The organism is Streptomyces sp. NPDC050674, from assembly GCF_040654575.1.
Taxonomy (GTDB): Bacteria; Actinomycetota; Actinomycetes; order Streptomycetales; family Streptomycetaceae; genus Streptomyces.
The window spans coordinates 20,951-46,506 of the sequence record NZ_JBFAIG010000001.1 but is presented as its reverse complement, the minus strand read 5'-3'; the positions used below and the strand labels follow the sequence as shown (position 1 = coordinate 46,506).

The window sequence follows — 25,556 nt, the reverse complement described above, 5'->3', positions numbered from 1 at the left end:
GCCGCGGACGCGCCGCGCGGCCCCCTGTCAGACCGGATCCTCGACGAGGTCGGCCGGGCCGACCGTGCCGGGTGTGGCGTGGCCCGACAGGGCGAGCGTCAGGTCGAGTTCGGCGAGCAGGCAGCGGATGACGTGCTCGACGCCGGACCGGCCGTCCAGGCCGAGGCCGTAGACGTACGGGCGTCCCACGAGGACCGCGCGGGCGCCGAGGGCGAGGGCCTTGAAGACGTCGTCGCCGGTGCGGATGCCGCTGTCGAAGAGGACGGTGAGCCGGTCACCGACCGCCTTCGCCACCCGGGGGAGCGCGTCGGCGGCCGCCACGGAGCCGGCCACCTGACGGCCGCCGTGGTTGGAGACGACCACCCCGTCCATGCCGGCGTCGGCGGCCAGGCGCGCGTCGTCGGGGTGCAGGACGCCCTTGAGGACGATCGGGCCGTCCCAGTTCTCCCGCAGGAACGCCAGGTCCGGCCAGCGCTTGGCGGGGTCGGAGAACATGCCGACGAAGTGCATCACCGCCGCGTCCGGATCCTCGTGCACCGGCTTGGCCAGACCCGCCTGGAAGGCCGGGTCCGAGAAGTAGTTGGCCGTGCCGACCCCGTGCAGGAACGGCAGATAGGCCTGGTCCAGATCGCGGGGCCGCCAGGACAGCAGGGGCGTGTCCAGTGTGACGACCAGCGCCGTGTACCCGGCCGCCCTCGCCCGGGCGAGGAAGCTGCGGGCCACCTCCGGGTCCTTCGGCCAGTACAGCTGGAACCAGCGCTCGGCGTCCCCCATCGCCTCGGCGACCTGCTCCAGGGGCGTGCTGGACGCCGACGACAGGATGTACGGCACGCCCTGTGCGGCGGCGGCCCGGGCAGCGGCGGACTCGGCGTCCGGGTGCATGATCGACAGCACTCCGACGGGGGCCAGCGCGAGAGGGGCGGGCAGGGTACGCCCCAGCACCTCGACGGACAGGTCCCGCTCGTGGACGTCCCGCAGCATGCGCGGCACGATCCTGCGACGCTCCAGGGCCGCCCGGTTGGCCCGGGCCGTACTGCCGTCGCCCGCGCTGCCCGCCACGTAGCCGACCGGACCGGGCCCGAGCCGCTGTTCGGTGAGTTCCTCGAGCCGGGTCAGATCGGTGGGCAGCCGCGGTACGGCACCCGTCATCCCGTTCAGGTAGATCTCGTACTGGAAGTCGGCCCAGTGCTTGCCCACGTACGCCCCGCCTCTCGTCGTCTCCTCGTCGGGACCTGCCGTGCGGGCGACGATACCGAGCGGTATGCGCCCGGAGGGGATCAGGGCGGTCTCCGTGCACAGCGGACGGCTCCTCCCGCCGCGGTGGAGCCCGTCATGTAATGACAAATATCCGGCCGCGTGATGAACACAAGGGGTCACGAAGCAGTCGGCCGAGAGCGGAATCGGAATGTTTCAGGCCGATTAACGAACACCTGGAATTCGGCCATCTGGCCGCTTCGTGACCCCGGGGCCCGTGCGGTTACGGGCTTCACCCGCACGGATTCCGTAACTTCGCGCCACTGATTCAATACGCAAGGTTACTGAAACCCGTGGGGTCGATGTGTGTTTCCGCGGCGGACTCGGCAGACTCGCGCTCGCCGCTCCGGGCACCGACCGAGCACGGACCGGCACCCCCTGTAATCGATGCGGAAGGATGCACACAATGCGGAACACCGCGCGCTGGGCCATGACCCTCGGCCTGACGGCCACCGCCGTCTGCGGCCCCCTCTCCGGGGCCGCGCTCGCCGCCCCGGGGCAGGCCCCCACCGCGCTCTACGCCCCGTCGGCCCTCGTCCTCACCGTGGGGCACGGTGAGAGCGCGCTCGCGACGACGCCGGAACGCGCGGTCACCCTGACCTGCGCCCCGACGCCCGCCGGCACACACCCGGCGGCCGGCCCGGCCTGCGCGGAACTGCGCGGCGTCGGCGGGGACTTCGACGCCCTGACGGCGAAGGAGGGCGTGATGTGCACCAAGCAGTACGACCCGGTCGTCATCACCGTCGACGGGGTCTGGCAGGGCAAGCGCGTCTCCTACGAGCGCACCTTCTCCAACGACTGCATGAAGAACGCCTACGGCACGGGCGTCTTCTCCTTCTGAGCGGGCCGAGCCCACAGACCGGGATCGCACTGAGTCCGTGAAGCGCAGCGGGCCGTGGCTGGGGAGCCGGGCCGTTGTCACGGGGAGTCGCGATCTCGCGCGAGGGGGCCGGCGGGCGGAGTGGGGCCGCCCGCCGGCCTCTGGGCTTTTCCGGTCCGTCCGGACCGGAAACTCAGGCCCGGTCGCGATGACTGGTGTCGCACCACGGGTAGCGGCGACTGCGCCGGCAGGTGCACAGCGCCACACGGAAGCGGTCGGAGGCGACGACGGAGCCGTCCTCCAGCTCCACCTCCACCGGGCCCTCCATCAGCAGCGGGCCCTTGCGCTGGACGGCGACGCGTCGCGGCGTCGCGGCGGACCGGTCAGACGGGGAGTTCGGCACGGACGACCACCAGCTCTTCCTTGTCATCGGCGGCGGGCAGCAGCCCCCGCTCCCGCAGCCAGGCTTCCCGGCCGCGCAGCACCGGCCCGAACTCGATCCGGTGCCGACGGGTCACCGCGGCCTTCAGACCGGCCGCGCGCAACTGCTCCACGGTCACATCGGGGGCGCTCAGCGCCGACTGCACGAGCAGCAGCACCCCGCCGGGCCGCAGCAGACCGGGTGCCTGCCGGCAGATCCGGTCGACGACCAGACGCCCGTCGTCACCCGCGTCCCAGGCCCGGGCAGCGCCGCGGGGCGGCCTGCGACGGCCGTCCGGAGCCGGCACGTACGGGGGATTGGCCAGGATCAGGTCGAACGTCCTCCCGCGCACGGGATCGAACAGATTGCCGTGCCGGATGCGGACCGGGAGCCTCGCCAGCCGGGCATTGAGCCGGGCGGCCCACACCGCGCTCCAGGACACGTCCACCGCGGTCACACGGGCGCCCCGGCGCGCGGCCTCCAGGGCGAGGGCGCCGCTGCCGGTGCCCACGTCGAGAACTTCCGCGCCCGGGGGCAGCGGCTCGTCGGACAGGGCACCGGCCAGCAGCTCGGTGTCTTCCTGCGGGGCGTACACGCCCGGGAGTACGAGTGCGATCACGGACGCCGAGTACCCCGGTCATCAGGAGATATGAGTGACTTCCCGGGCCAGCGGTTCGCGCAGTGACGAACGTGACGCACGCCAGTGGGCGAGCAGCCGGGCGCCGAAGCGCTCCTCGACGAACTCGGTCGCGTCGATACCGAAGGCGACGTCGGGAGCGAGATGCGGCTCTTCCTCCAGCAGCCCGCCGATGACGTCGTGCCGCACCACCTGCTCGTGGACCGCGTCCGCCTCGACGTGCTCGTCGTAGAAGTGCTCGGCGGCGGGCCCGGCGCCCGTGCGGCGCATCGCCTCGGCGAGCCGGCGCGACCCCGGCGACGAGGTGATCTCGACCGCCGCGAAATGGCCGACCAGAGCGCCCCTGAGGGCCCGGTGCAGGCCGAACAGGGACATCATGTTCACCGTGACCAGGGCCTCGGCGGTCGACGCGTCGAGATAGCGGCCGTAGGTGGTGTCCAGGCCCAGGTCCCTCATCAGATCGGCGAACAGGGCGGCGTGCACGCGGTCGGCGCGGCCGCCGCCCCACTCGTCGAACTCCACCGCCGCCATCCCGGCCTTCGCCCGGCCGTACAGCCGCGGCAGCACCCAGGCATGCGGGTCCGCCTCCTTGAGGTGGTACAGGGAGCGCTGGGCCGCGTATTCACGTATCTGCCACAGCTCGCCCTCTTCGCGCAGGAAGTGGCTGACGCCGGTGCCCTCGACGGGCTCGACCAGGAGGTCGGCCAGTGCCTCGTCCACGGTGTCGTGGACCTGGGCGTCGGCGCGCAGCGCGGACAGGAAGCGCTGCTCCATGGCCGCGCGGACGCGCAGCAGGTCGACGTCCCACTCACGCTCCGCCGGGACACCGGCGAAGCCGCGGTAGTGCAGCTCGTAGCAGATGTACAGGGCGAGCTGGAGGTCGTCGCCGTACACCTCGGCCCGGGCGACGTCCTCCAGGCGGGGCAACCGCCCCGCGCCCCGCAGCCAGGCGTCGACGCCCCTGCTCAGCGGGCCGCGCGGGGTGGGCAGTGGTGGTCCTTCGTGCTCCATGCGCGCCGGGTACCCGCCCGGCGGCGAAGGTCACCCGCCGGGTGCCGCCGCCCTGCCCCCGGTGGCGCGCGCCCGCCGTGACGCCGTCAGTCGCCCTCGGACTCCTCCTGGGCGCGTGCGTTGGGGGTGATGGCCTCCCCGGCCTCACCCCGGTGACGGCGCTGCTCGGCGGAGTCCCGGGTGCGGTTCTCGGCGTCCTCGACCTCCCGCAACACCTCTTCGAGAGCCGTCTGCGGCGGTGTGCCGTGCTGGTCCTTGTCCCGGTCGTGGTCCTTGTGCTCGGACACGGCGGTCTCCTTCCTGCGTTCGGTACGTCGGGTCGTGAGCGTTTCAGCTGGTGGCGGAGGCGATGCGCAGCGGCACGGGGTCGGGTGGGGCGGCCTCCTCACTGCGGCGGGCGACCTCCGCCCACCAGGAGGGGCCGTCCTCGATGTGGCGCAGCAGCACCCCCTCGCGGATCGCCCATGGACACACCGTGACGGCCTTGATGCCGGTCAGCTTCAGCGCGGTGTGCCCCACCACCGCCCCGGCCAGGCTCTGCGCGGCCCGCGGCGCGGAGATGCCGGGCAGGTGCGCGCGTTCCGCGGCGGGCAGGGCGGCCAGCTGCGTGATGGCCGCCCGCAGGTCGGAGCGGTGCATCTGCCGGTCCACGAACGGGCCGTGCCGTCCGGGCGCCGCGCCGCACAGCCGCCCCAGCTGCTGGAACGTGCGGGAGGTGGCGACCGCCGTGCGCGGGCCCTCCCAGCGGATCCGCGCCGCGACGTCCCGCAGCTGATGGCGGACCTTGCGGCGCAGCGCCCGTACCCGCTCCGGCGACGGCGGGTCCTCGTCCTCGAAGAACTCGTGCGTCAGCCGCCGCGCGCCCAGCGGCAGCGACGCCACGAAGTCGGGCAACCGGCCGCGCCCGAAGGCGACTTCGAGTGTTCCGCCGCCGATGTCGAGCAGGGCCAGCGGCCCCGACCGCCAGCCCATCCAGCGCCGGGCGCCGAGAAACGTCAGCTCGGCCTCGACCTCACCCGGCAGGGTGCACAGGTCGACGCCCGTACGGGCGCGGACGGTCTGGAGCACCTCGTGCCGGTTCGGCGCGTTGCGCACCACGGCGGTCGCGAACGCCAGCGGGCCCGTCGCGCCCCACCGGGCGGCGGTCCTGCTCGCCTCGGCCACCGCCTCGACGAGCTGCCCCACGGCCTGCTCCGGGATGGGTCCCCCCGGTGCGACCTGCTCGGACAGCCTGAGTCGCCACTTGGCGGTGTGCACGGGCAGCGGCACCCCGTCCGCCGCGTCCGCGACCACCAGTCTGACCGTGTTCGATCCCACGTCCACCACGCTGATTCGCATGGCCGGTGGGTACCCATTTACGGCGCCGGCCAACAGGCGGCGCGGCGGGGTACCGGTCACATCCGGACGACCGGGTCTCACGCCATCTGGCGGCGCACCAGTTCGTGCAGCCGGCCGTTCGTGTCGGCGAGGAGCTGCGCGGGCGGGCCCTGCTGGATGACCTTGCCCTCCTCCATCACCACCACCCGGTCGGCGTCCATCACCGTCGACAGCCGGTGCGCGATGACGATCCGGGTCGCGTGCAGCGCCTTGGTGCTCTCGATGACCGTGCGCTGCGTCTCGTTGTCGAGGGCGCTGGTCGCCTCGTCGAAGAAGAGGATCCGGGGGCGGCGGATCAGCGCCTGGGCGATCATCAGCCGCTGGCGCTGGCCGCCGGAGACGGCCCCGCTGCCCGAGACGATGGTGTGCAGGCCCATCGGCATCCGCTTGATGTCCTCGGCGAGACCGGCCATCTCGGCCGCCGCCATCGCCTCCTCGGGCGTGTACGGCTCGGTGCCGCAGATGACGTCCATGATCGAGCCCGTGAACGGCTGCGCGTGCTGGAGCACCACACCGCACTGGCGGCGTACCGCCGACTGGTCCAGGGCCGCCAGGTCCTGCCCGTCGTACAGCACGCTGCCCGACACGGGACGGTCGAAGCCGATCAGCAGCCGCAGCAGCGTCGACTTGCCGCAGCCGCTCGGTCCGACGACCGCGACGAACTCGCCCGGCCGCACCTCGAACGACACGTCGTCCAGGACCAGCGGACCGTCGTCGGAGTAGCGGAAGGACACCCGGCGCGCCTCGATCGCCCCGGTCAGCGGCCCCGGGCGGGTGCTCGCCGCCCGCACCTCGGGCGTGGCGTCCAGGACCGGCCTGATCTCCTCGAACAGCGGCAGCGCGGCCACCGCCGAGACGAACGCGCCGGTCAGCTGGGTGACGGAGGTCAGCACCATCGTCACCGAGGTGTTGAACGTCAGGAACGCCGCCGCCGACATCGAGCCCCGGGCCGGGCCGGCCAGCAGCATGAACATCAGCAGGGTGCACAGCGGCAGGTACACCGCGCCCAGCACCGTCGTGAGGTTCTTGATGCGGCCGACCTTCTGCTGGAGCTCACGGCTGCGCGCGAACTGAGAGGCCCACGCGGCGTACGCGTAGTTCTCGGCGGCGGCCACCCGCAGCTTGGGCAGACCCCGCAGCGTCTGGAAGGCCTGGTTGTTCAGCTTGTTGGAGAGCACCACAAGGCGCCGCTGCCAGCGCACCTGCCACAGCCCGAGCGCCAGGAAGACGGCCGCGATGACGACGAGCATGGCGATCGCGGCCATCGCCATCGGCACGCTGTACCAGAGCAGCAGCCCCAGGTTCATCGCACCGACCGTCACCGACTGGGCGACCGTCGGACCGACGCCCGCCAGCAGCCTGCGGATCGAGCTGATGCCCATGGCGGCGCTGGCCAGCTCGCCCGTGGAGCGCTCGGTGAAGAACTTCGTGGGCAGCCGGAGCAGCCGGTCCCACACCGCCGGCTGGAGCGTGGCCTCGATCCGGCCCTCCAGCCGCAGGATGGTCAGGTTCTGCAACAGCATGAAGGCCGCCGCCACCACGCTGCTCAGCATCACCGCCAGACACACCTGCACGATCAGCCCGGTCTGCGCCTTCGGCACGAACTCGCCCAGCACCTTGCCGGTGGCGATGGGCACGAGCGCGCCGATCGCCACCGTGACCAGACCGCTGAGCAGCAGTGCCGTCAGGTCGCCGCGCATGCCCTGCACACAGAACCGCAGCAGCCGCAGCGGACTGAGCCCCCGCTCGGGCAGCGGGCGGTAGAACATCACCGCGCGCGGCTCGAACTCGTCGGCGTTGGCCTTCTCGACCGGCGTCTCCCGGCCGGTCGACGGATGCACCGCGACATAGCCGCCGCGCCGCCACAGCAACGCCACCGGCGCCCCCGACAGGGCCCGTTGACCGACCAGGGGCCCCACGTTGTCGCGCCACCAGCGGCCGTCGAGCCGTACCGCCCGGGTACGGACACGGGAGGCCAGGGCGACTTGTTCGACCGGGTCGAGACGGTCGCCGCCGGTGCCCTTCTGAGTCGGCTCGGTGATCCGGATCCCGGCAGCCTGCCCGACCAGTTCGCAGGCCGCGTACGTGGCGTCCGCGTCGGCCGCGGTCGTGCGCTTCGAGGAGCGTGTGCCGATGGAGGCGAGCAGGGTGCGGTCGGCCTGGGCGCGCACCGCCTCACCGGCCTTGATGCCCTCGGCCGTGCGCGTCTCGTGGGTGCGCTCCAGCTGCTCGATCCAGCGGTCCAGCGTGGTCAGCAGCCGGTACTGCTGGTCGACCACGGACTGCCACAGCGCGGGGTCCATCAGCAGGTCGGCCGCGGCCTCCGCGCCGTACAGCGAGCCGTACTGCACGCTGCCCGGCGGCACCTGCATCCAGAACACGTCGTCGTCGGTGGGCGCCGCGGCCCGCTCGGTGGCCATCGGCGCCTGGAACAGGATCGACAGGCTGCGGCCGACCCCCAGGGCGAGCGCGTACTCCAGCGGGCTCGTCGTCGGCGGCACGTACTGGGGGTTGCCGTACGCGTCGTACGACCAGGTCGCGGTGTCGGCGGGCTGGTACAGCTCGCGCAGGCCGATGCGGTGCACCACGCAGTCCCGCAGCGGCCGGGCCACCAGGGTGTGCTGCGGGCCCGGCACCGGGCCGAGAACCAGCGAGCCCGCCTCCAGCCGGCCCAGATGGTGCCAGTGGCCCTGCTGCCCGGCGTCGACCGCGAACAGGTCCACGGCCCCGGAGGCGACCAGCCACAGCACCTGCGGCACCTCCAGGTCCAGGCGGTTGAACCCGGCGCAGTCGATGCGCGTGCCCAGCTGCCCGAAGGCACCCAGCACGAGGTCGCCGTCGTGCCCTTCGTGAACGGCCGTCATCTCACCGCTCCCTGACCAGTGCCGCGTACGCTCCGCCGCGGGCCACCAGGTCCTCGTGCCGTCCCCGCTCCACGACCGTGCCGTGCTCCAGGACGACGATCTCGTCGCTGTCGCGCACCGTGCTGAGCCGGTGCGCGATCACCACGCAGGCGCAGCCGCGCCGGCGCAGGTTGTCCATCACGACCTGCTCGGTCTCCGCGTCCAGGGCGCTCGTCACCTCGTCGAGCACCAGGATGCTCGGCCGGCGCACCAGCGCCCGCGCGATCTCCAGGCGCTGGCGCTGCCCGCCGGAGAAGTTGCGGCCGTCCTGCTCGACCCTGCTGTGGATGCCCCCGGGGCGGCGCGTGATCACGTCGTACAGGGCGGCGTCGCGCAGCGCGTCCTCCACCGCGTCCTCGGGGATCGACGGGTCCCACAGCGCCACGTTGTCGCGGACCGTGCCCTCGAAGAGGAACACGTCCTGGTCGACGAAGGAGACCGAGGCGGCCAGCGCCCCGCGCGGGATGTCCTCGATGCGCTGCCCGTCGATGCGGATCACGCCCTCCCACGGCGTGTACAGCCCGGAGATCAGGCGGGACACCGTGGACTTGCCGCTGCCCGAACCGCCCACCAGCGCCACCTGCTGTCCCGGGCCGACCGTCAGGTCGAAGCCGCTGAGCAGCGGCTTGTCGAGCGGGCTGTAGCCGAACGTGATGTTCTCCAGCTCCACGTATCCCTGGAGACGGCGGGTGGACTCGCCGGCGCCGGGGCGGCCGTAGAGCGGGTCGGCCTGGAAGTTCTCCACGTCCTTCAGCCGGGCCACGTCCGCCGCGAAGTCCTGGATACGGCCCGCGACGCCGTTCAGCCGGGTCAGCGGCGCGGTGAACCGGGTGACCAGGGCCTGGAAGGCGACCAGCAGGCCGACCGAGATGTGCCCCTCGACGGCCCGCATGCCGCCGATCCACAGGATCAGCGCGCTGTTGAGGGTGGCGAGGGTCGGCGCGACCACGCCCAGCCACGCACTCGGCACGCCGAGCCGCTGCTGCTCCTCCAGGGTGGTGGCGTGCTGTCCGGCCCACTTGCGGAAGTAGCCGTCCTCGCCGCCGGTGGCCTTCATGGTCTCGATGAGCTGAAGGCCCGTGTAGGCGGTGTTGGTGAGACGGGCGGTGTCCGCGCGCAGCTTCGCGGTGCGCGTGGCGCGCAGCCGGATGACGACGCGCATGGCGACGACGTTCAGCAGCGCCACCCCGATGCCGACGAACGTCAGCTGCGGGTCGTAGGTGTAGAGCAGCACCGCGTACAGAACGACCACGACCGCGTCCACGCCCGCCGCCGCGAGGTCGCGGGAGAGCGTCTCGGACACGGCGTCGTTGGACTGCAGGCGCTGCACCAGGTCGGCGGGGCTGCGCTGGGAGAAGAACGTCACGGGCAGCCGCAGCAGATGCCGCAGGAACCGGGCGCTGGACAGGGTGGAGGAGATGATGCGGCCGCGCAGCAGATTGGCCTGCTGGAGCCAGGTGAGCACGACGGTGAGCAGCACGCACGCCGCCATCGACGTGAACAGCACGCCGAGCAGCGAGGTCTTGTTCCCGATCAGGAACTCGTCGATGTAGGTGCGGCTGAGCGCGGGCACCGCCGCGCCGACCCCCACCAGCAGCAGGCTCGCCAGGACGGCGGCCGGCATGGTGCCCGCGGTGCCACGCAGCCGGGCGGGCATCGCGCCCAGGACACCGGGCTTGCGGCCGCCCCGGGCGAAGTCCTCGCCGGGCTCCAGCACCAGGACGACACCGGTGAAGCTGCCGTCGAAGTCCTCCATGGGGACGAACCGGCGGCCCTTGCCCGGGTCGTTGATGTAGACGCCGCGGCGGCCGAACCGGCGGCCCATGCCGTCGTAGACGACGTAGTGGTTGAACTCCCAGAACAGGATGGCCGGCGCCGTCACCTCGGCGAGGGCGGCCAGGTCCATCTGCATGCCCTTGGCCGTCAGGCCGTAACCGCGGGCCGCTTTGAGCAGGTTGCTGGCGCGTGAGCCGTCGCGGGAGACGCCGCAGGCGATGCGCAGCTCCTCCAGCGGGACGTGCTTGCCGTAGTGGCCGAGAACCATCGCCAGGGAGGCGGCGCCGCACTCGACGGCTTCCATCTGGAGCACGGTGGGTGTGCGGACCGTCTTCGCCCGGGCCTTGGGCACCTTGCGCCGGGGCGGGGCGGCGCGTCTCCTGCTCCGCGGCTCCTGTGCGGTCGCGCTCATGGCAGCAGCCAGTCGACGGGGCGCTGGTCGGCGAGCCGGATCGAACCGGAGGCCAGGGTCATGGAGGTCAGCTTGAACGGGGGCCCGTCGGCGGACGACCACGCGTAACCGCTCTTCGTGGCGGACGACCTGTCCAGCCGGACCGTCACGGCCACGGGCCTGCCCTTCTCGGTGAACTGCTCGCCCAGCTGACTGTCCCCGAGGAACGCGGCGATCTGCTGCGGGGACTGCGCCGAGCGGTCCACCGACTTCACATGGCCGCGCAGCACGCCGTACTCCTGCGTCGGCACCGACTGCACGGTCAGGTCCACGGCGGCGTCGCCGGGGATCGACGCGGCGTTCTCGGCGGGTACGTACACGGTCGCGTAGAGGGGGTCGTCGGTGTGGGCGATCTTCTCGACGGCGGCGACGTTCGCGCCGGTGCGGATGATCTGCCCGACGGTCGCGGCGAGCGTGGAGACCCGGCCCGCGTCGAGCGTGCGCACGACGGCCTCACCTTTGACGGTACGGACCTTGAGCACGGGGGAGTCCGCGGGCACCTGCTGGCCCTGCTTCGCGAGTACGGCGGTGACCTGTCCCGCGACGGGGCTCTGGAGGACGTAACTGCCCTGCCCGTGCGTGAGGACGGCGGGTGCGCTGACGGTCGAGGTCACCGAACCGGTCACCGCCCACACCGAGGCGGCCGCCATCGCGACCACGGTCACCGACAGCACGAGCCAGCCCTGCGGGCGCGCGAACCGCACCGGCAGGTCGAGTTCCTCCGGCGACTGGAGCTTGGCGAGGGCCTGTTGGCGGAACTGCAAGGGAACTTCCCTCACCCGTAGAAGAGGTACTGACGGCCGTGACGGAAGCCGTCACGGCAGCCGAAGAACCCGGAACCGCCGGCTGCGGCTCCGGGACTCGACGGCACTGGGGCTCGATCAGAGACCGGCGACCAGGTTGGTGACCGGGGCCGTGTTCAGGCCGGTGACGCCCTCGACGGTGCCGACGGCCGTGTCGACCAGGCCGGAAACCGGAGCGATGCCGTTCACCGTGTCGGTGACGGTGTTCACGGCGTTCACGGACAGACCGCCGGAGACGGCGTCGAGCTCGGCGTCGGCGATCTCGACGGTCTCAACCTGGGGGGTGGAGTTCATGATGGAACTTCCCTTCATATGGATATCTCACAAGGGGGGAGCGGCCCCCTCTGGGGACAGATGACGGCCGCGACCGCGAGTGCCGGGCACCCGTTTCCAAGTGCCCCGGGCGGCCCCCGCGGTGCGATGGATCAAAGCACGCTGCGGGTCCGCGCTTCCAATCAACCAACCGTCCCACCAGGCAACTTGCGCCCCAAGGGCACCGATCCGTGCAGGTCTCGACACCACTTGGGAGCGAGTTCTTCACATGCCGCACCGCATCGGCGCATCCAGGCCCTTGCCTCCCCCGGCGGCGAATCCGGCACTCCCGCCCCAAAGGCGTGACCCACCCGGACAGGTTGTGGGCAACCCTGATTTCGGTGACCGGGTTGAGCACGCGCTGTGCAGATTCGCTGAAGCCGGGATTCGACTCCACAAGATCGACAGACTGTTCCCGGGCGAATGCGGAGCGTTCCGTTCCGCCGTTCCGGCGTCACGCCCGCCGCTGAAAGGCCGTCATCCGGCCAAGGCTCGTCTCGCGCCCGTCGCGGACGCCCTGCCGCACCGGCCCAGGTGAGCGCGGCGATCACAGACCGCGCGGTCGGTGCGCGGGTGGCGGGAGTTGGCTGATTTCGCGATGCGAAGGGACCACTCGCAAACGGAATTGAACGCCCCGCGCGGCCCGTGCGTACCAACAGCCATCCAGGCGCCCCCCATCAGCTGCCGGACGGCGGCACCTACTCCGTTCCCCAGGAGGAGAGAAGTTTGAGTCACAAGCGAATTCCGAAGCGCAAGGCCGCGATAGCGGCGGGCAGCGTGGTGGCGCTCGGCGCGGCCGCGATCCTGCTCCCCAACGCCAACGCCTCCCAGGACGGTTCGTCCGGTGACGCGGCGGCGGCGCCGAAGACCCTGAAGGCGGGCGACGCCTCGGATCTCGCCTCGCGGCTCTCCGGGCTCCTCGGCGAGGCGTTCGGCGGGTCCTACTACGACAGCGCCGGCAAGCAGCTCGTCGTCAACGTCGTGCCGGGCGACAACAACAACGTCATCGTGCAGGCGAAGGCGGCCGGCGCGAAGGTCCGCGAGGTCGACAACAGCTGGTCGGAGCTCCAGGACGGGGCCTCGACGCTGAAGTCCGAGGCGACCATCGCCGGCACCTCCTGGTCGATCGACCCGCGCACCAACAAGCTCCTGGTGACGGCGGACAGCACCGTGACCGGCGCCAAGTGGGACAGACTGCAGTCCACCGTGCGCGAGCTCGGCTCCGGCATGGCCACCCTCAAGAAGTCCTCCGGGACCTTCAAGCCGTTCGTCTCCGGAGGCGACGCCATCTTCGCGGGCGGCTCGCGCTGCTCCCTCGGGTTCAACGTCACCGCGGGCGACGGCTCCCCGGCCTTCCTGACGGCCGGCCACTGCACCCTCGGCGGCAACGAGTGGTCCGACACCCAGGGCGGCCAGCCGATCGCCACGGTCGACCAGGCCACCTTCCCCGGCAACGGTGACTTCGCACTCGTGAAGTACGACGACCCGGCGACCGAGGCCCCCAGTGAGGTCAACACCGGAGACCAGACGGTCCAGATCACCGAGGCCGCCGAGGCGACCGTCGGGCAGCAGGTCTTCCGGATGGGCAGCACCACCGGGCTCAACGACGGCCAGGTCCTCGGCCTCGACGCCACGGTGAACTACCCGGAGGGCACCGTCACGGGCCTCATCCAGACGGACGTCTGCGCCGAGCCCGGCGACAGCGGCGGCTCGCTGTTCACCCAGGACGGTCTCGCGATCGGCCTGACCTCCGGTGGCAGCGGCGACTGCACGGCCGGCGGGGAGACGTTCTTCCAGCCCGTGACCACGGCCCTGGAGGCGGTCGGCGCGACCCTCGGCGCGGGCGGTGCCGCGGGCGGCGGCGCCGGTGACGAGGCCGGCGCGGGCCAGGAAGCCGGCGCGGGCGACGAAGCGGGCGCGGGTGCGGGCGACGAGGCCGGTGCCGGTGACGAGGCCGGCGCGGGTGCCGGGCAGGAAGCCGGTGCCGGTGAGGGAGCCGGTGCCGGTGCCGGTGAGCAGGCCGGAGGCGACGAAGCGGGTGCCGGAGCCGGAGAGGACGCCGGTGCCGGTCACGACGCGGGGCAGAATGTCGAGGACAACTCCGGCCTGACCGAGTCCCGCTGACGCCTTCTCACGCCGTCGGCAGCCGGTCCGACACCACCGGCCCGATACGGCCGGCCCGGTCCCGCCTCCTTCCCGGCGGGACCGGGCCGGCCGCCGGCGTTCGCGGCCGTCCCCTGACGGACTCGGTCGGCCGGTGGCGGTCGGGCCGGGCTTCCGGACGGAGGGCCGCTCTCGCGGCGGGCGGGCTTCCCGCCCTACCCGAGGGCCCTGATCAGCAGCAGGGCGATGTCGTCGAGCCGCTCCTCCCCGTCGGTGCGGTGCCGTTCCTGGTGGACGAGGCTGTCGGCCAGTTCGTCCAGCGGCCGGTCACCCGCGTCGGCCAGCCGTCGGCCCAGATCGGCGAGGGCCTCCTCGAAGTCCGTGCCGGGCGACTCGACCAGGCCGTCCGTATAGAGGACGAGCAGTGAGCCGGGTGCCAGGGCGACCTCCGTCGTCGGATACACCGCAGAGGCGTCGATGCCCAGCAGCGGGCCGCCCGCCAGGTCGAGGACGCGCACCCGGCCGTCCGGCCGTCTCAGCAGCGGCGGGGGGTGCCCCGCACGGGACATCACGGCCCGCCCGTGCGCCGGGTCGAGCCGCAGGTACAGGCAGCTGGTGAACAGGTCGGACCCCAGGTCGAGCAGCAGCCGGTTGGTGCTGCTCATGACCTCCTCGGGAGCCTGCCCCACCGTCGTGTAGGCGCGCACCGCCGTGCGGACCTGTCCCATCAGCCCCGCGGCCGTCACGTTGTGGCCCTGCACGTCCCCGATCACCGCCGCCGCCGTGCCCCGGCTGCCCACGAGGTCGTAGAAGTCACCGCCGATGTCCATGCCCTGGGTGGCCGGCACGTAACGGCCCACCGCCTCGATGCCGGGCAGCGACGGCAGGGAGTGCGGCAGCAGCGCCTCCTGCAAGCCGTGCGCGAGGCGGTGCTTGGCGTCGTAGAGCAGCGCCCGCTCCAGCGCCTGGGCGATCAGCCCGGCCATGCTGGTCATCACCGCCCGCTCCTCCGTCGGGAACGGGTGCGGCTCGGCGTAGGACAGGACGCAGGTCCCCACGGGGCGGCCCTGGGCGATGAGCGGCAGGAAGGCCCAGGCCGCGAACCCGTCCGGGGTGGCCTGCCGCGCCGGGTACAGGCGCTCCAGCTGCTCCTGCGATTCGAAGAACGCGGGCACGCCCGTGCGCAGCACCTGTGTGCCGGGTGTCGGCTCGGTCAGGGGCATCCCGTCGAAGCGTTCCACCACGTGCGGGTCCCGGTACCCGCGATGCCCCAGCACCTGGAGCCGGTTCGCCCGGGAGCCCAGCATCACCAGGGCCTGGCTGCCCACCGCCGGGGCGATCTCGTCCGCGACCAGCTGCACCACGTCCTGCACCCCCACCGCCTCGGTGAGGGCGCCGGCCAGATCCAGCACCTGCGAGATGGTGACCAGTCGCGAGGGGGTCCCGTCGGGCGGGGGAGTGGTCCGGTTCATCCGGGACACGGCACGGGACCTCGTGATGCGCACGCTCAGGCCCGTCGTGCTCGGGTACAGCCGGAACGACAGCCACTCGCCGGGCGGGCGCAGCGCCACGAACGACGTGACGTGCTGGCTCAGCAGTGCGGCCCGGTAACGGTCCTCGTACACCGGGTCGTTGAGCCACGGCACCGACGCCCACAGCTGGGTGCCCAGCAGCCGGCTGACGGGGACGTTCAGCAGCTCGCCCGCCGCCGCGTTGACGAAGCCGATCCGCCCGTGCAGGTCCAGGGAGACCAGCCCGTAGGGCAGCCGGCTCACCATCCGGGCCGCCTCGACCGTGCCCAGCGTGCCGGCCATGCCGCCGACGAGGGGAGAGGCGAGCAGATCGGCCTCGGGGTGCGGCGGGATGCTGTGCTCGGCCGCCCGCTCCAGCCGGACCGCCAGCCGCCCGCAGGCCGCGGTCAGGTGCTCGCGTTCGTGATCGGACAGCTCCGCCGGGTGCGCGCCCGGCCAGGTCACGAAGACCGCGCCGTAGACGGTGGTCTCGGTGGCGACGGGCACGGCGGCCAGGGCGAACGGATAGGGCAGCACCACGGCGATCCGCGGATAGAGGCGGGCCATCTGCTCCTCGCCGCCGACCCACACCAGCCGCCGTTCGCGCGCCGCGTCGGCGACCGGGATCGGCGCGCTCAGACCGACCCGCTCCCAGGGCGCCGCGAACGCCCGCGGCAGGCCGGCCATCACCGCCATCTCCAGCACCGGCTGGTCCGGCGCCATCAGATAGACCGCGCCGGAGTGGGCGTGCACCTCGTCCATCATCGACGCCAGCGCCAGCGAGAGCAGGGGACGGCCGACCGGCGTCCTGGCGGCTGCCGGCGCCTGTGCGGACGACTGCCCGTCGGACACGCCGACCACCTCCTCGCACGGCCGCGCGACCGGGTCCAGGAACAAATCTCCCCCCTGACGGCCCGTCCCGCACGACGAGCGGCCCCGTGACGGGCCTGGTCACCCTCGGTCACGGGCGCCAGCCACGGACCGTGCCCGATCACTCACGCCTGTCACGGGAACACCGTGCGGAACGCAAGGTGTCACGTCATGTTCGGTTTCTTTCGAGCGTCCGCCCCGGTGCCGGTCCACGGAACGCCCACAGGGGCTGCGCAGGTGTCTCATTAGCGCTGTAATGGCCAACGTGGTCAGTCAGGGCGCCCGAGAGCGCGGAACGCGAACGCTGCGTGCCGAAGGTGCCCTCAAGGCGATCGCGGTCGATCACGAGGCGCCCGACCGGCTGCGCCGGGTCCTCGAACAGGCCCTCGTCTTCGCCGGTGCGGTGTTCGCCGCCGTGTACGCGCCCGGCCAGGACGGCGAGCTGCTGTGCCTCATGGAGTCGGCGGGGGTCCCGAGGACGCTCTACGGGCTGCGCGACAGCTACCCGCGCGCCGGACGGTCCCCGGTCGCCGAGGCCCACCGCGCCGGACGCCCGGTGTCGCTGGGCCCGGCCGAACTCGCCGAGCACGCCCAGGCACGGCGCACGCCCTTCGGGGAATTCTTCCTCACGGCCCTGCCCGTGCAGGGGGACGGCGGCTGCCTGCTGGCGGTGACCGAACGCCCCGGGGGATTCGCCGACGACGACCTCAGCTGCCTGGAACTCATCTCCGAGGCGGTCGCCTTCACCGCGCCGCCCACGCCCGCCGAGGCCGGTGACCTGCCCCCGAGCGCCTTCAGCCTCGCCATGGACACCGGCCGGGTCCGGATCGGCGACGACCTGCTGGAGCTGTTCGGACTGGACCCCGTGGAGTTCGACGGCCGGATCGAGACGCTGCTCAGCCTGACCGTGCCCGAGGACCTGCCCTCGCTGATGTCCGTGGTGGAGGCCGACCACATGTCCATCGGCGACCGGGAGCTGGAGTTCCGGGTGCTCCAGCCCGCCGGGCCGCCGAAGTGGCTCCGGCTGCGCGGACGCCTCCTGCCCGGCGGTGAGGGGCGCCCGGCCCGGCTCGTGGGCACGGTCGTCGACGTCTCCACCCTGCGCTCCGACGTCACCGACGTGGCCCGCGTCCAGCGCCTGGCCGCCGCGCTGGCCACCGCCGTCACCGTCCGCGACGTGGGCAAGGCCGTGGTCGCCGCGCTGCGCAGGCCGCTCAGGGCGGACCGGATCGCGCTCGCCGAGCTGGAGAGCGAACGGCTCGTCGTCACCGTCCTCGACCCGCCCGAACCCGAGGCCTGGCCCGAGCTGTGGCGGTCGGAGTGGCGCACCGAGTGGCCCGACGCGCCCGTGCGCGCCATGCCGACCCTCGCCGCCGCCCTGCGCGAGGGCAGGGCCCGCATCTGGCCCGCCGGCAGCCCCCTGGAACGCGCCCTGGCCGAAGTGGGCCCCGGCGGCCTCGCCGTCCTGCCGCTGCCCGCCGGGAACCGCATGGCCGGCGCCTGCCTGATCGGCTGGGACACCCCGCACGACTTCGGCACCGACGAACGCGCCCTGCTCACCGCCTGCGCGGGCCTGGCCGGACAGGCCCTGGTGCGCGCCCGGGCCTTCGACGCCGAGCACGAACTCGTCGGCATGCTCCAGCGCCAGCTGCTGCCCCGCAGCCTGCCCCGGCTGCCCGGCGCGGTGGCCGTCGCCCGCTACCTGCCGAGCACGGCCGGGCTCGAGCTCGGCGGCGACTGGTACGACGTCATCCCGCTGCCCGACCATCACGTCGCCCTCGTCATCGGCGACGTGCAGGGCCACAGCGCCGGCGCCGCCACCCTCATGGGCCAGATGCGCACCGCCCTGCGCGCCTACGCGGTGGAGGGCCACCCGCCGGACGTGGTCGTCGCGCACGCCAACCGGCTGCTGACGGACATGGACAGCGATCTCTTCGCGACCTGCTGCTACGTCGACGTCGACCTGGAGGAGGGCGCGGCCTGGTGCGTGCGCGCGGGACATCTGCCGCCGGTGCTGCGCTATCCGGACGGCCGCACCGAGATCGCGGAGGCCGAGGGCGGGCCGCCCCTCGGCGTCGTCACCCGGGCCGACTTCCCCATGAGCCCGCTCCGGCTCCCGCCCGGCACCATGATCGCCCTGGCCACGGACGGGCTCGTCGAGACGCCCGACTCCGACATCGACGAAGGCATGGCCCACCTCGCCCGGCGGCTGGCCGACGCCGCCCCGGCCGACATGGGCCTCGTCGCCGACGGCCTCCTGGGCGACGCCCCGCGCACCGACGACGTCGCCCTGCTCCTCCTGCGCTACGACGGCATGGAACTGCGCCCGCTCAGGGAGAGCTGGACGGTCTGGCGCGTGCCCCAGGCCGTCGGCCACGCCCGCCGCTTCGCCCGGCGCACCCTGCGCTCCTGGGGCGTCACCGTGGACCACGACGCCGCGCTCCTGGTCGTCTCCGAACTCGTCACCAACGCCCTGGTGCACACCGACGGCCAGGTCCGGATGGACCTCACCCTCGTCAACGACCGGCTGCGCATCGCCGTCGCCGACGCCTCCCCGCGCTCACCTGTCCGGCCCACCAGCATCGGCTGGGAGGCCACCGGCGGCCGGGGCATCCTGCTCGTCGAGGCACTCACCGCGACCTGGGGCACCCTGCCGGTCAGCGGCGGCAAGCAGGTGTGGGCGGAGCTGACGCTCGGCCGCTGAACGGCCGGACCGGTCCGGCGGCGCCCGCGGCTCAGCCCAGCCGCTTCAGCAGCTCCTGGGCCAGCGGGGCCGAGGACGCCGGGTTCTGGCCCGTGACCAGGTTGCGGTCGGTGACCACGTGCGGGGCCCACGGCTCCCCGGCCCGCACCCGCACACCGGCCTCGGTGAGACGGTCCTGGAGCAGCCACGGGGCGCGGTCGGCGAGGCCGCCCTGGATCTCCTCGGCGTTGGTGAACGCCGCGACCTCGTAACCGGCGAAGACGTTGGTGCCCTCGGCCCCGACGGCGGCCAGCAGCGCGGCCGGCCCGTGGCAGACGACGCCCAGCGGCCTGCCCGACTCCAGGGCCCGGGCCAGCAGCCGGCCGGAGTCGGCGTTCACGGCGAGGTCTTCCATCGGGCCGTGGCCGCCGGGGTAGAAGACGGCCGCGTAGTCGTCCAGCCGGACGTCCTCGAGCCGGACGGGACGCCGCAGCTCGGTGAAGGACTCCAGCGCCTTCGCGATCCGGTCGGCGTTCTCCTGCCCCCCGTTCACCTCGGGAGCCAGGGAGGCCCGGTCGACGGTGGGCTCGACGCCGCCGGGCGTGGCCACCACGACCTCGTGCCCGGCGGCCCGGAACGCCTCGTACGGGGCGACGGCCTCCTCGGCCCAGAAGCCGGTGGGGTGCCCGGTGCCGTCGGCCAGGGTCCAGGTGTCGGCGCCGGTGACGACGAAGAGGATCTTCGACATGGTGGATGCATCTCCATGGGGACGAGCCGCGGTCGGACAGCGGCGGTGACAGGGACGACCACGACCGTAGGCGCCCGGACCGCCGGTTTTCCAATGACAGGGGCAATGGCAGCCATAGGAATTCCAATGGCTGGACCGGGTAGGGTCGGATCACGTGAGGCCCCTTGACCCGCTCGGCGCGACCGGCGCACCCGCGCAGCCCGACCTGAACCTGCTGCGCACCTTCCTGGCGGTCTACCGGTCCGGTTCCTTCACGGCCGCCGCGCAGCTGCTGGGCCTGTCCCAGCCGACCGTCACCACGCAGATCCGCTCACTGGAACGGCAGACCCGCCGTGAACTGTTCGAACGACTGCCGCGCGGTGTCGCCCCGACGGCCGTGGCGGACGAACTCGCGGCCCGGGTCGCGGCCCCTCTCGACGCGCTCGCCGAGGCCACCGGCCACGGCCCCCGGGCGGAGTCACGCGCCGAGCCGGTCCACCTGGCCGGGCCCGCCGAACTGCTGTCCACCCGGGCCCTGCCCGCCCTCGCCCCGCTCGTCACCGAGGGCGTACGGCTGCGCGTCGCCACGGGGCTGACCGAGCCCCTGCTCGACGAACTGCGCGCGGGCCGCCACGACCTGGTGATCGCCACCACCCGGCCCCGCGGCCGCACCCTGCCGGCGGTGCCGCTGACCGACGAGGAGTTCGTCCTGGTCGCCGCCCCCGCCTGGGCCGAGCGGATCGCGAAGCGCCCGGCGGCCGACACCCCCGCCGCGCTGCACGACGTCCCGCTGATCACCTACGCCGAAGACCTGCCCATCGTGCGCCGCTACTGGCGGCACGTGTTCGGCCGGCGACTGAACTGCCGCGCCGCCGTCTCGGTGCCGGACCTGAGGGCCGTCCTGGCCCTGGTCACGGCCGGCGCCGGCTTCAGTGTGCTGCCGCGCTACCTGTGCGCCGGGGAACTGGCGTCGGGCGCCCTGGTCCTCCTCGACGCCCCGCAGGACGCGCCGATCAACACCGGCTTCCTCGTCCAGCGGCCCGGCACCTCGGACAACCCTCACGTCGCCCTCGTCCGCGACCGTCTGCTGGAGGCCGGGCGCACCTGGTGACACCGCGGCCCGGCCGGGTACCCGTGGCGGCGCAGAACGGAGAATCCGCCACGAGCCGAAGGAAGAGGAACGTCATGGCTCAGCACGTCCGCGACATCATGACCGGCGACCCGGTCACCGTCGGGCCGCAGACCTCCGTCGCCGAGGTGGCGCGCATCATGCGCGACGAGGACCTCGGAGTCGTCCTGGTCACGGACGGCGACGACCTGCGCGGCCTGGTCACCGACCGGGACCTCGTGGTCCGGTCCATCAGCCGGGGCGGCGACCCGGAGCAGACCACCGTGGCCGGTGCGTGCAGCGACGACCTGGTCACCGTCGGCCCCGACGAGGACCTGGGGCACGCGGTGGAACTGATGCGCGAGCACTCGGTGCGCCGCATCCCGGTCGTCGATCACGGGCACCCCGTGGGCATCGTCTCCCTGGGCGACCTGGCCATGGAGCGCGACCCGGAGTCGGCGCTCGGCGACATCAGCGCCGCGCGCCCCAACGCCTGACAGCGGCACCCACCCGCACGGTCCCGCGCACCCCGTCGTGCGCGGGACCGTCGTGCGTCCTGCAACACCGGGCCCCGGGAGCGGAGTTCGGGACCGCGGCGCGGACGCTCCGGTCCGGGTTTGTTCGGATTTTCACTGGGGACTCGAACACGAGCGCAAGCAGAAGGAAGATGATGAGTCGTGGAGTCCATGGACACCAGTGAGAAGCCCGTCGTCCGTCAGCACGAGACCGGCTGGTCGAAGGCGCGCCGTCTGCGCGGAAAGGCCGCGCTGCGGACCTGCCTCCCCGCCGTCGGGGACCGGGGCACCCCCGGGGCGGTGAGCTCCGGGCCGGAGTGGAACATCGTCCGGGGTGAGGACTGACCCCTCCCCGCGGAACAGTGCGATGACGATCCGAGCAACTGCGCACGTCGACAACTGAAAGAAGTGATGTTCACATCCGCCGGTTCACGACTAAGGTGAACCGAATGAAGGCTCTCGTGCTGTCCGGCGGCGCAGGAACACGGTTGAGGCCGATCACCCACACGTCGGCCAAGCAACTGGTGCCCGTGGCCAACAAGCCCGTGCTGTTCTACGGGTTGGAGTCGATCGCCGAGGCCGGCATCACCGACGTGGGCATGATCGTCGGGGAGACGGCCGAGGAGATCGAGGAAGCGGTGGGGGACGGGTCGGCGTTCGGCCTGAAGATCACCTACATCCCCCAGGAGCGGCCCCTCGGGCTGGCCCACGCGGTGCTGATCGCCCGTGACTACCTCGGCGACGACGACTTCGTGATGTACCTCGGCGACAACTTCATCGTCGGCGGCATCACGGGCCTCGTCGACGAGTTCCGCAGCCATCGGCCCGACGCCCAGATCCTGCTCACGCGCGTGGCCGACCCCCGCGCCTTCGGAGTCGCCGAACTCGACCCGTCCGGCCAGGTGATCGGCCTGGAGGAGAAGCCCGACCAGCCCAAGAGCGACCTCGCGCTGGTCGGCGTCTACATGTTCACGCCCCTCGTCCACGAGGCGGTCCGCGCCATCGAACCGTCCTGGCGCGGCGAACTGGAGATCACCCACGCCATCCAGCACCTGATCGACACCGGCGCCGACGTGCGCTCCACGGTCGTCAAGGGCTACTGGAAGGACACCGGCAACGTCGGTGACATGCTCGAGGTGAACCGCACGGTCCTCGAAGTCGTGGAGCGCCGCATCGACGGCGAGGTGGACGACACCTCGGAGACCATCGGGCGCGTGGTGCTCGAAGAGGGGGCGCGGATCGTCAACTCCCGGGTCGTGGGGCCCGTCGTCATCGGCTCGGGCACCGTCGTCAGCAACTCCTACGTCGGCCCCTTCACCTCCGTCGCCGAGAACTGCCGCATCACCGACAGCGAGCTGGAGTTCTCGATAGTGCTGCGGGACTCCTCGATCCAGGGAGTCGGCCGCATCGAGGCCTCGCTGATCGGCCGCCACGTCGAGGTGACCCCCGCGCCCAGCGTCCCCAGCGCCCACCGCTTCGTCCTCGGAGATCACAGCAAGGTGCAGATCACTTCATGAACCTCCTCGTCACCGGCGCCGCCGGGTTCATCGGCTCCCGCTACGTCCGCGCACTGCTCGCCTCGGACGCGCCCGACGCGCCGCGCATCACCGTGCTGGACAAGCTCACCTACGCCGGCACCCTCGACAACCTCGAACTGACCCACCCGCGGCTGGAGTTCGTCCAGGGCGACATCTGCGACGCCGAGCTGGTCGACAAGCTGATGGCGAGCGCGGACCAGGTCGTGCACTTCGCCGCCGAATCCCATGTGGACCGCTCCATCACGGGCGCCGCCGACTTCGTCCGCACCAACGTCCTCGGCACCCAGACCCTGCTGGACGCCGCCCTGCGCTACGGCGTGGGCCCCTTCGTGCACGTCTCCACCGACGAGGTGTACGGCTCCATCGAGTCCGGCTCGTGGCCGGAGGACCACCCGCTGCAACCGAACTCGCCGTACTCGGCGTCCAAGGCCTCCTCCGACCTGCTCGCGCTGGCCTACCACCGCACCCACGGCCTGGACGTGCGCGTCACGCGCTGCTCCAACAACTACGGCCCGCACCAGTTCCCCGAGAAGGTCATCCCGCTGTTCGTCACCAACCTCCTCGACGGCCACAAGGTGCCGCTGTACGGCGAGGGCCGCAACGTCCGCGACTGGCTGCACGTCGACGACCACTGCCAGGGCGTCGACCTCGCCCGCACGAAGGGCCGGCCCGGCGAGGTCTACAACATCGGCGGCGGCACCGAGCTGACCAACAAGGAGCTCACCGGTCTCCTGCTTCAGGCCTGCGGAGCGGACTGGGACCGCGTGGAGTACGTCGAGGACCGCAAGGGACACGACCTGCGCTATTCCGTGGACTGTTCCAAGGCCCGTGACGAACTCGGCTACGAACCCCGCCACGACTTCACCACCGGCCTCGCCGAGACCGTCGCCTGGTACCGCGACAACCGGGCCTGGTGGGAGCCCCTGAAGCGGCGCGTCGCCCAGGAGCGGGCATGACGTGGCTGATCACCGGGGCCGGCGGGATGCTCGGCCGTGACGTCGTCGAGGAACTGACGAGCCGCGGGGAGAGCGTCGTCGGCCTCGACCGCGCTGCCCTGGACATCACGGACCGGGCGGCCGTCGACGCCGCCGTGCGGGAGCACCGCCCCGGCCTCGTCGTGAACTGCGCCGCGTACACCGCCGTCGACGACGCCGAGACCGACGAGGCCCGCGCCCTGGAGATCAACGGCGACGGCCCGCGGGTGCTGGCCCGCTCCTGCGCCGCGCACGGAGCCCGCCTGATCCACGTCTCCACGGACTACGTCTTCTCCGGCGAGGCCCGCACCACCCCCTACCCGGAGGACCACCCCACGGGCCCGCGCACCGCCTACGGCCGCACCAAGCTGGCCGGGGAGCGGGCCGTGCTGGAGGAACTGCCCGGCGCCGGCGCCGTCGTACGCACGGCCTGGCTCTACGGCGCCCACGGCCGGAGCTTCGTACGGACGATGATCGAGCTGGAGTCCCGTCGCGACACCCTCGACGTCGTGGACGACCAGCGCGGGCAGCCCACCTGGAGCGCCGACGTCGCCGAGCGCATCGCCGACCTCGGCCCCCGGCTCGGCCCCGGCGCGCACGGCGTCTTCCATGCCACCAGCTCCGGCGAGGCCACCTGGTACGACCTCGCCCGCGAGGTGTTCTCCCTCATCGGCGCCGACCCGGACCGGGTGCGCCCCACCAGCAGCGCGGCCTTCCCGCGGCCCGCGCCCCGCCCGGCGTACAGCGCCCTCGCACACCGCCGGTGGCAGGAGATCGGCCTGCCGCCGCCGCGCGACTGGCGCTCCGCCCTGCACGAAGCACTGCCCCGCATCCGCAAGGAAGGTCTTCCTCGTGAAACGCCATGAGTTCCTCCGGGAACTGCACAAGGTCAGCGCCAATCGCAACTACCTGGAGATCGGCGTCAACGACGGGCGCAGCCTGACGTTGTCCCGCGTCCCCAGCATCGCGATCGACCCCGCCTTCAAGGTGGTCTCGGAGCTGCGGTGCGACGTCCACCTGGTGAAGGCCACCAGTGACGACTTCTTCGCGCGCGACAACCCCCTCCAGCACCTCAAGGGCGGCCGTCACCCGCTGCGCAACCTGCGCCGCGGCCGCAGCCCCATCGGCTACTGGCGCCGCACGACGCTGGACCTGTCCTTCATCGACGGCATGCACCTGTTCGAGTTCGCGCTGCGCGACTTCATGAACGTCGAGAAGTACTCGGACTGGGGCAGTGTGATTGTCCTCGACGACATGCTGCCGCGCAGCATCGACGAGGCGGCCCGGGACCGGCACACCAACGCCTGGACCGGCGACGTCTACAAGATCACCGAGGTGCTGGCGCGCTACCGCCCCGACCTGGTCACGGTGCAGGTGGACACCGCGCCCACCGGCCAGCTGGTCGTCTTCGGCGCCGACCCGGACAACCGGGTCCTGCACGACAAGTACGACGAGATCATGGCCGAGTACAAGGTCCCCGACCCGCAGAAGGTGCCCGAGGCGATCCTGGAGCGGGCCGGCGCGGTCCGCCCCGAAGCCCTGCTCGAAGCGGGGTTCTGGCGTCCCCTCGCCCAGGCCCGCAACCGCGGCCTGCCCCGGTCCGTGGGCTGGGAGCCGCTGCGCAAGGCCCTCCAGCAGGTCGGTGTGAGCCGCTGAACGACGGCGCCGGCCACCGCCCGGGGGCGGCCGGCGCCATGGCCTTCCCGGCCGCACGAAACGCAGGCCCGGACGCCGCTCGCGTCCGGGCCTGCGGTGTGTCCGG

The 25,556-nt window shown here is 72.6% G+C and carries 22 protein-coding genes; 10 read left to right on the top strand and 12 right to left on the bottom strand.

Translation table 11 applies throughout. The annotated features are described in order from the left end of the window. Positions 1–27 precede the first annotated feature (27 nt). Positions 28–1,197 (bottom strand): lactate 2-monooxygenase, encoded by a 1,170-nt coding sequence (locus AB0I06_RS00205; protein ID WP_363116446.1) that lies wholly within the window; start codon positions 1,195–1,197, stop codon positions 28–30. 463 nt (positions 1,198–1,660) lie between these two features. Between AB0I06_RS00205 and AB0I06_RS00200 the strand changes: the two genes are divergently transcribed. Further along, positions 1,661–2,095 (top strand): protease inhibitor, encoded by a 435-nt coding sequence (locus tag AB0I06_RS00200; RefSeq protein ID WP_363116445.1) that lies wholly within the window; start codon positions 1,661–1,663, stop codon positions 2,093–2,095. Positions 2,096–2,267: 172 nt separating this feature from the next. Here AB0I06_RS00200 and AB0I06_RS00195 read toward each other — a convergent pair whose 3' ends face one another. The 9 genes from AB0I06_RS00195 to AB0I06_RS00155 form a co-directional block, all read right to left on the bottom strand. Beyond that, the gene (locus AB0I06_RS00195) at positions 2,268–2,477 is read right to left on the bottom strand and encodes a CDGSH iron-sulfur domain-containing protein (RefSeq protein WP_363116444.1); all 210 of its coding nucleotides are present in this window, start codon (positions 2,475–2,477) and stop codon (positions 2,268–2,270) included. Then, positions 2,458–3,114, bottom strand: a complete 657-nt coding sequence (locus tag AB0I06_RS00190; RefSeq protein WP_363116443.1) for a HemK2/MTQ2 family protein methyltransferase — start codon at positions 3,112–3,114, stop codon at positions 2,458–2,460. Before AB0I06_RS00190 ends, AB0I06_RS00195 begins: the two co-directional genes overlap by 20 nt. Before the next feature lie 21 nt (positions 3,115–3,135). After that, on the bottom strand, positions 3,136–4,143 hold the full coding sequence (locus AB0I06_RS00185; protein WP_363116442.1) for an iron-containing redox enzyme family protein: 1,008 nt from the start codon (positions 4,141–4,143) through the stop codon (positions 3,136–3,138). Between the two features lie 86 nt (positions 4,144–4,229). Next, positions 4,230–4,430 carry a hypothetical protein gene (locus tag AB0I06_RS00180; protein WP_363116441.1) on the bottom strand — a complete coding sequence of 67 codons (201 nt, stop codon included), beginning with the start codon at positions 4,428–4,430 and terminating at the stop codon, positions 4,230–4,232. Positions 4,431–4,473: 43 nt separating this feature from the next. Beyond that, a complete protein-coding gene (locus tag AB0I06_RS00175; protein WP_363116440.1) occupies positions 4,474–5,481 on the bottom strand; it encodes a Ppx/GppA family phosphatase in 1,008 nt (335 codons plus the stop codon). 77 nt (positions 5,482–5,558) lie between these two features. Then, positions 5,559–8,384: an NHLP bacteriocin export ABC transporter permease/ATPase subunit gene (locus AB0I06_RS00170; protein WP_363116439.1), complete on the bottom strand. Its 2,826-nt coding sequence runs from the start codon at positions 8,382–8,384 to the stop codon at positions 5,559–5,561. A 1-nt stretch (position 8,385) separates the two neighbouring features. Further along, the gene (locus AB0I06_RS00165) at positions 8,386–10,611 is read right to left on the bottom strand and encodes an NHLP family bacteriocin export ABC transporter peptidase/permease/ATPase subunit (protein ID WP_363116438.1); all 2,226 of its coding nucleotides are present in this window, start codon (positions 10,609–10,611) and stop codon (positions 8,386–8,388) included. Further along, a complete protein-coding gene (locus tag AB0I06_RS00160) occupies positions 10,608–11,414 on the bottom strand; it encodes an HlyD family efflux transporter periplasmic adaptor subunit (protein WP_363116437.1) in 807 nt (268 codons plus the stop codon). Before AB0I06_RS00160 ends, AB0I06_RS00165 begins: the two co-directional genes overlap by 4 nt. Before the next feature lie 117 nt (positions 11,415–11,531). Then, a complete protein-coding gene (locus AB0I06_RS00155) occupies positions 11,532–11,747 on the bottom strand; it encodes a type A2 lantipeptide (RefSeq protein ID WP_351416474.1) in 216 nt (71 codons plus the stop codon). A 744-nt stretch (positions 11,748–12,491) separates the two neighbouring features. On the opposite strand from AB0I06_RS00155, the gene AB0I06_RS00150 reads away from it, so the two are divergent. After that, a complete protein-coding gene (locus AB0I06_RS00150; protein ID WP_363116436.1) occupies positions 12,492–13,889 on the top strand; it encodes a S1 family peptidase in 1,398 nt (465 codons plus the stop codon). Positions 13,890–14,083: 194 nt separating this feature from the next. Here AB0I06_RS00150 and AB0I06_RS00145 read toward each other — a convergent pair whose 3' ends face one another. Then, entirely contained in the window at positions 14,084–16,240 is a 2,157-nt protein-coding gene (locus AB0I06_RS00145; protein ID WP_363117003.1) for a SpoIIE family protein phosphatase, read from the bottom strand. A 265-nt stretch (positions 16,241–16,505) separates the two neighbouring features. Between AB0I06_RS00145 and AB0I06_RS00140 the strand changes: the two genes are divergently transcribed. Continuing rightward, a complete protein-coding gene (locus AB0I06_RS00140; protein ID WP_363116435.1) occupies positions 16,506–18,953 on the top strand; it encodes a SpoIIE family protein phosphatase in 2,448 nt (815 codons plus the stop codon). A gap of 31 nt (positions 18,954–18,984) precedes the next feature. On the opposite strand, the gene AB0I06_RS00135 is transcribed toward AB0I06_RS00140, so the two are convergent. Next, positions 18,985–19,680: a type 1 glutamine amidotransferase domain-containing protein gene (locus AB0I06_RS00135; protein ID WP_363116434.1), complete on the bottom strand. Its 696-nt coding sequence runs from the start codon at positions 19,678–19,680 to the stop codon at positions 18,985–18,987. A gap of 154 nt (positions 19,681–19,834) precedes the next feature. Between AB0I06_RS00135 and AB0I06_RS00130 the strand changes: the two genes are divergently transcribed. The 7 genes from AB0I06_RS00130 to AB0I06_RS00100 all read left to right on the top strand — a co-directional run bounded on the left by AB0I06_RS00130 (position 19,835) and on the right by AB0I06_RS00100 (position 25,450). Continuing rightward, on the top strand, positions 19,835–20,770 hold the full coding sequence (locus tag AB0I06_RS00130) for a LysR family transcriptional regulator (protein ID WP_363116433.1): 936 nt from the start codon (positions 19,835–19,837) through the stop codon (positions 20,768–20,770). Positions 20,771–20,844: 74 nt separating this feature from the next. Beyond that, positions 20,845–21,264, top strand: a complete 420-nt coding sequence (locus tag AB0I06_RS00125; RefSeq protein WP_363116432.1) for a CBS domain-containing protein — start codon at positions 20,845–20,847, stop codon at positions 21,262–21,264. A gap of 180 nt (positions 21,265–21,444) precedes the next feature. Beyond that, a complete protein-coding gene (locus AB0I06_RS00120) occupies positions 21,445–21,627 on the top strand; it encodes a hypothetical protein (RefSeq protein ID WP_363117034.1) in 183 nt (60 codons plus the stop codon). A gap of 104 nt (positions 21,628–21,731) precedes the next feature. Then, complete coding sequence (locus AB0I06_RS00115; protein WP_363116431.1) at positions 21,732–22,799, top strand: glucose-1-phosphate thymidylyltransferase; 1,068 nt, start codon at positions 21,732–21,734, stop codon at positions 22,797–22,799. Further along, the gene (gene rfbB, locus AB0I06_RS00110; RefSeq protein ID WP_363116430.1) at positions 22,796–23,776 is read left to right on the top strand and encodes a dTDP-glucose 4,6-dehydratase; all 981 of its coding nucleotides are present in this window, start codon (positions 22,796–22,798) and stop codon (positions 23,774–23,776) included. Before AB0I06_RS00115 ends, rfbB begins: the two co-directional genes overlap by 4 nt. Beyond that, positions 23,773–24,660 (top strand): dTDP-4-dehydrorhamnose reductase, encoded by an 888-nt coding sequence (gene rfbD / locus AB0I06_RS00105; protein ID WP_363116429.1) that lies wholly within the window; start codon positions 23,773–23,775, stop codon positions 24,658–24,660. Before rfbB ends, rfbD begins: the two co-directional genes overlap by 4 nt. Further along, on the top strand, positions 24,647–25,450 hold the full coding sequence (locus AB0I06_RS00100; protein ID WP_363116428.1) for a class I SAM-dependent methyltransferase: 804 nt from the start codon (positions 24,647–24,649) through the stop codon (positions 25,448–25,450). Before rfbD ends, AB0I06_RS00100 begins: the two co-directional genes overlap by 14 nt. Positions 25,451–25,556 lie beyond the last annotated feature (106 nt).